The organism is Micromonospora globispora, from assembly GCF_003857015.1.
GTDB classification, from domain to species: Bacteria; Actinomycetota; Actinomycetes; order Mycobacteriales; family Micromonosporaceae; genus Micromonospora; species Micromonospora globispora.
The window spans coordinates 1-5,294 of sequence record NZ_QGGF01000141.1 but is presented as its reverse complement, the minus strand read 5'-3'; the positions used below and the strand labels follow the sequence as shown (position 1 = coordinate 5,294).

General features: G+C 74.8%; 9 protein-coding genes. 2 read left to right on the top strand and 7 right to left on the bottom strand.

The window, feature by feature from the left end; translation table 11 throughout:
- Positions 1 to 303, top strand: a complete 303-nt coding sequence (locus DKL51_RS05100) for an STAS domain-containing protein (RefSeq protein ID WP_124811788.1) — start codon at positions 1 to 3, stop codon at positions 301 to 303.
- Between the two features lie 66 nt (positions 304 to 369).
- Here DKL51_RS05100 and DKL51_RS05095 read toward each other — a convergent pair whose 3' ends face one another.
- Both DKL51_RS05095 and DKL51_RS05090 read right to left on the bottom strand, forming a co-directional pair.
- Positions 370 to 738, bottom strand: coding sequence for an FKBP-type peptidyl-prolyl cis-trans isomerase (locus DKL51_RS05095; protein ID WP_109943040.1), 369 nt, complete (start codon positions 736 to 738; stop codon positions 370 to 372).
- Between the two features lie 180 nt (positions 739 to 918).
- Complete coding sequence (locus DKL51_RS05090) at positions 919 to 1,503, bottom strand: DoxX family membrane protein (protein WP_109943039.1); 585 nt, start codon at positions 1,501 to 1,503, stop codon at positions 919 to 921.
- Between the two features lie 226 nt (positions 1,504 to 1,729).
- Here DKL51_RS05090 and DKL51_RS05085 point away from each other — a divergent pair, with 226 nt between their 5' ends.
- A complete protein-coding gene (locus tag DKL51_RS05085; RefSeq protein WP_109943046.1) occupies positions 1,730 to 2,428 on the top strand; it encodes a CBS domain-containing protein in 699 nt (232 codons plus the stop codon).
- A gap of 98 nt (positions 2,429 to 2,526) precedes the next feature.
- Here DKL51_RS05085 and DKL51_RS05080 read toward each other — a convergent pair whose 3' ends face one another.
- The 5 genes from DKL51_RS05080 to DKL51_RS05060 all read right to left on the bottom strand — a co-directional run.
- Positions 2,527 to 3,000 (bottom strand): universal stress protein, encoded by a 474-nt coding sequence (locus tag DKL51_RS05080; protein WP_109943038.1) that lies wholly within the window; start codon positions 2,998 to 3,000, stop codon positions 2,527 to 2,529.
- A gap of 104 nt (positions 3,001 to 3,104) precedes the next feature.
- Entirely contained in the window at positions 3,105 to 3,821 is a 717-nt protein-coding gene (locus tag DKL51_RS05075; RefSeq protein ID WP_109943037.1) for a helical backbone metal receptor, read from the bottom strand.
- Between the two features lie 145 nt (positions 3,822 to 3,966).
- Positions 3,967 to 4,515: a hypothetical protein gene (locus tag DKL51_RS05070; protein ID WP_109943036.1), complete on the bottom strand. Its 549-nt coding sequence runs from the start codon at positions 4,513 to 4,515 to the stop codon at positions 3,967 to 3,969.
- Positions 4,512 to 5,030 (bottom strand): DUF6286 domain-containing protein, encoded by a 519-nt coding sequence (locus tag DKL51_RS05065; protein ID WP_109943035.1) that lies wholly within the window; start codon positions 5,028 to 5,030, stop codon positions 4,512 to 4,514. The genes DKL51_RS05070 and DKL51_RS05065 overlap by 4 nt, the downstream gene beginning before the upstream one ends.
- A 1-nt stretch (position 5,031) precedes the next feature.
- A partial coding sequence (locus DKL51_RS05060; protein ID WP_221623130.1) for an Asp23/Gls24 family envelope stress response protein occupies positions 5,032 to 5,294 on the bottom strand: 263 nt, incomplete at its 5' end.

The window sequence follows — 5,294 nt, the reverse complement described above, 5'->3', positions numbered from 1 at the left end:
CTGGTGGTGGACGTGCGGGCGGTCGGCGAGGTCGACATCGCCACCGTGGGCTCGTTCCGGGCGGCGCTCTGGGCCGCCCCCGCGCGGCCCGTGCTGCGGGTGGACCTGTCCGGGGTGCGGGTGCTCTCCGCCGCCGGGGTGCGCGCGCTGGTCGCCGCACACCTGCGGGTGCGGGCCCGGGGCGGCGAGCTGGAGCTGGTCGACCCGGACCCGGTGGTGGCGCGGGTGCTGCGGGCCACCGGGCTGCAGCGGGTGATGCCGGTCCGGCAGTCGGCCCTGGCCGGGGAGTTGGTCCCGGCCTGATCGCCGACCCGAACGGGCGCAGGGCCGCCGGCGCGGTGCCGACGGCCCTGCGGAGTCAGTGCCCGGTCAGCGCACGCCGAGCAGGTCGACCACGAAGACCAGCGTCTCGCCCGGCTTGATGACGCCCCCGGCGCCCTGGTTGCCGTAGCCCAGGTGCGGCGGGATGGTGAGGCGACGCCGGCCGCCGACCTTCATGCCCACCACGCCCTGGTCCCAGCCGGCGATGACCCGGCCGCCGCCGAGCGGGAACTCGAAGGGCTCACCCCTGTTCCACGACGCGTCGAACTCGCGGCCGGTCGAGTGCGCCACCCCGACGTAGTGCACGGTGGCGCGCTGGCCGGGGCGGGCCTCCGGGCCCTCGCCGACGGTGATGTCCTCGATGACGAGATCGGCGGGCGGGGCACCCTCGATCGGGCCTACCTCGGGCTTGTCCATTTCGCGGTTCTCCTGCCTCGGTGGGTGATGGATCCAGTCCCCGTCGATCCTGCCGGATAGCAACCGGCCGATACGCGTCGGTCCCCGCCGCTGGTCGGCGGCGGGGACCGGTGAGCACATGAGATGGCGGGCGTCACCTCTGGTGACGCCCGCCCGGTGGGTACTGCCGGAGCCCTCACTTCACTTCAGCCAGGGGAGCCGCTTGACGACGGGGAGCTTCGCCCAGGCCCGGCCGAGTCCGAAGGTGTTCCCGGCGCCGACGAGGGCCAGCGCGGCCAGCAGACCGGTGTAGATCAGGTGGTCATCCATGAACGGGTTGTTCTCGGGGGGCAGGACGACCGTCCACATCATGACCAGCAGGATCCCGCCGGCGACCGCGGCGACCCGCATGCCGATGCCGAGCAGCAGGGCCACACCGAGGGCCGCGAGGCCGATCATGAACATCCAGTCAGCCCAGGCCGCGCCGGCGATCCCGTTGTAGAAGCCCTTGAACGGGCCGGCGGCGCCGAAGGCCAGGAAGCCCTTGGTGGGGCTGCCACCGTTGATCCAGGCGTTCTTCGCCGGGGTCTCGTGTCCGAGGCCGAACATCTTGTCCAGGAAGGCCCAGAGGAACGTCCAGCCCAGGGCGATCCGCAGTCCGGCGAAGACGTACCGGGCGGCCTTGTCGCGAGTGGTCTCGACGTCGCGGGTGGTCTCGACCGCCGGAACCTTGGTGTTGGCCGGAACCTTGTTGTTGGCGGTGACCCGCTCGAATGTCGCGGTCATGGTTTCCACGTCCCTTCTTGTGCCTCGCACCGCGTTCCCGGTGGCACATTCATTCCATCGCTCCGGGGGCGCGGCGGTCAGGGCCGACCGGGCCGCTTCTGGCCGGGACCTTGGACCCCTTCCGGCCCGGTCCGGTCGGCCTTTCCGATCCGGCCCACCGCCTCTGACCAGCGGCCCGGATGCGGACATAGCGTCGCCAGTGGAGAACCACACCGAGGAGGTCGTGATGAGGACGTGGCAGGTGGGCGACGTGATGACCAGGGACGTCGCGACGGTGGGGGAGGACACCCCGTACCGCCAGATCGTCGACGTGCTCATCCGGCGGGGCATCAGCGCCGTGCCGGTGGTGGACAGCTTCCGTCGGGTGCTGGGTGTGGTGTCCGAGGCGGATCTGCTCCACAAGATCGAGCGGTCCGGTCACCCGGACGAGCGCCGGGTCTTCGAGGGCCGGCGCCGGCGCACCGCGCGGGAGAAGGCGGACGCGCTGGTCGCCAAGGATCTGATGGCCGCGCCGGCGGTCACCACCCAGGCCGAGGCGCCGCTGCCGGCGGCGGCCCGGTTGATGGATCGGGAGGCGGTCAAGCGGCTGCCGGTGCTGGACGACCTGGGTCGGCTGGTGGGCATCGTCACCCGCAGCGACCTGCTCCGGGTGCACCTGCGCACCGACGCGGAGATCCGCGAGGACGTGGTGCAGGAGGTGCTGCGCCGGGTGCTCGCGGTGCGGGACGGCCTGGTGACCGTTCAGGTCCGCGGCGGCGAGGTCACCCTCGACGGCCGGCTGGACCGGCGGACCGCCGTCGAACTGGCCGGTCGGCTCGCCGCCCAGGTCAGCGGCGTGGTCCAGGTTCACAACGCGATCGGCTACGACGTGGACGACACCACGCTGATGGAGCTGGACCCGGTGCACGCCACCCCGGTCGCCTGACCGCCGGCGTCCGCGGGCCCCACCCGGCCGGGTGGAGCCCGCGGATACGCCAAGGATGGCCGCCCCGTCGAGGGCGGCCATCTTTCGGTCGTATGCGTTCAGCCGCGCAGCGCCGGCTCGGCCGACGTCCGCGCCGCCGGGACCAGGACCGGGACGACCACCACCGGGCAGCTGGCCTTGCGGACGCACTCCTCGCTGACGGAGCCGAGGACGGTGTGCCGCAGCCGGCTGTGCCCGTGGCTGCCGAGCACCAGCAGGTCGGCGGTCCGGGCGGCGGCGGTGAGCACGTCCGCCGGACGTCCCTCGACGACCTCGCCGGCGACCGGCTGACCCGGTCCCTCCCGGGCGACCAGGCCCTGGATCGCCTGGTCGAGCACGTCGACCGCGTGCTCCCGCTCGTCGGTCGGATTCGTCGCGGTGGTCGGACCGGCCTCGATCCCGTCCCACCGCCAGGCGACCACGGCCTGTACGGTGCCTCCCCGGGCCTTCGCCTCGTCGGCCGCCCAGTCCAGCGCCCGCCGGCCGCCGTCGGAGCCGTCCACGCCCACCACGATCAGACGATTGTTGTCCATCTCCCCACTCCTTCCTCTCCTGCCCGCAGTCCACACCCGAGCGGCGGTGCGGACCAGGCGCGAAGGGCCCGTGCGGATGGGGTCGTACGTCCCGTTCCGGCAGCTCAGAGGGGACGGGCGAGCTGGCCGGCGAGCACTGCGGGCGCCTCCGCGAGGGAGGGGCCGTACCAGGTGAGGTGCCGGCCGGAGACCAGCGCGCAGGGGACGCCGGGGAAGGCCTCCGGGCCGTCGTCGGCGGTGAACCGGTACGGTTCGTCCGGCAGCACCACCAGGTCGGGGTTTCGCCCGCGCAGCTCGTCCAGCTCCGGGCGGGGGTAGCGCTCGGCGTGGTCGGCGTACAGGTTCGCCACGCCGAGCCGGTGCAGCACGTCACCGGCGAAGGTTCCGGCTCCCAGCACCACCCAGGGTCGCCGCCAGACCGGGACGACCGCCCGACGCAGCGTGCCGGGCTCGGGCAGGGCCGCCCAGGCGCGGCGGGCGGAGACCAGCCAGTCCGGCTCGGTGCTCACCCCGAGCGCGGCGACCAGGTCGGCGAGCTCGACCAGCGCCTCCGGCACCGTACGCGGGAAGGTGACCCGGACCGGCACCCCGGCCGCGACCAGGGCGTCGGCGTCGGCGCGGCGGTTCTCCTCCTCGTTGAGCAGGACCAGGTCGGGCCGGAGGGCCAGCACCCGGTCCAGGTCCGGGTACTTGCTGCCGCCGACCCGGGCCACGTCCAACCCGGCCGGGTGGCTGCACCAGTCGGTGGCCCCGACCAGCACCTCGGGCCGGGTCAGCGCCACCGCCTCGGTCAGCGACGGCACCAGGGACACCACCCGCACAGTCGTTCCCCTTCCGCCGTGATCCCCCCCCGATCATGGCGCAACCCCGCGGGTCGGCCCCGGTCGGGCACCGGGGCGAGGGGGGCGTCGGGCGCTCACCGGTTACCGGACGCCGGCCGCGGCGTCCGGGTTGCCGAGCCGCCGATCAGGATCGGTCGTCGAGCCGGGCGGTGACGTCGAGGTGCGCCGGTCGGCAGCCCACGGTCGCGGCGAACCGGCGGACCGCGGCGTCGAGGTGCTCGCGTACGGGGGCGGCGTCGGTACGCGGGTCGAGGTGCAGCTCGACCCAGACGTCCGGCCGGGCCACCGCGCCGGTGAGCACCACCCGGGCCCGGCGTACCCCGGGTTCCCGCAGCAGGTCCCGCTCCAGCGCGCCGGTCAGCACCCGGGACTCCACTCGGGTACGACCGGCGCCGTCGCCGCGCTGCACCAGCGTGCCGCCCACCCGGTCGGATGCCCACAGTTCCCCGACGAGCAGCCGCTGCCCGAGCAGGGCGAGCAGCACCCCGCCGACCGCGACGGCGAGGGCGCTCCACGGCGTGCCCGCTCGCCACCAGTTCAGCAGGCCGGGGTAAAGCAGCGGCGCGCTCGCCCCCGGCAACCGGCCGAGGCTCACCGCCAATGCGGTGCCCCCCAGCGTGACCAGCAGCAGAGCGAGCACCGTCCAGAGGAGCCGGTGCGCCGCGTTGCTCACGTCGTCCCCCGAGCGGGCGACAGCCGGACCTCGATCCGGCCGCGGCACGGGGCGGCGAGCCGGTCGAGTTCCCGGTGCACGGCGAACTCGACATCCGCGCGGGCCGCCGGGTCGCCGGTCGCGGTCACCCGGGGCCGCCAACTGTCCCCGCGGCGGCGGACCCGCACCCGGGCCCGCCGTACGCTCGGCACCGACCGGGCGGCGCGGGCCAGTCGCCGTTCCATCGAGCGGCGGTGCAGGTGCCAGCCGTCGTCGTCGGTGAGCCGAAGCCGGGTCGGGTGCCACCGGCGCAGCTCCGCGGCGAGGATCACCAGACCGAGCAGGGTCGCCGCCGCGGCCAGCGCCCGAACCGGACCGTCCTGCCAGCGGGCGGCGGTCAGGGTGACGGACCAGCGGGACAGCACCGGGCCCGAGCGGCCCAGCGCCGCGAGTAGTGCCTCGACCGCGACGAGGATCCCGCCGACGAGCAGGGCGACGGCGAGCAGCAGGGTGGCGACCCGGTTGATCGAGCGCATGTCAGTCGGCCTCCTCGCCGGGAAGCCGCACGTCCACCACCGTCACGGTGACGCCCTGCACGGTCACCCCCGCGTACGCCTCGAACCGGGCGGCCACCCGGCGGCGTACCGCCTCGGCGACCGTGGGGACGTGCTGCCCGTACGCGACGACCAGGTCGAGGTCGACGCGGGCCACCCGTCCGTCGGTGCGGGCGGTGACCGCGGCCGCGGCGTACACCCCGGGGGTCTGGCTCGCCGCGCACGCCGCAAGCCAGACCCCCGGGG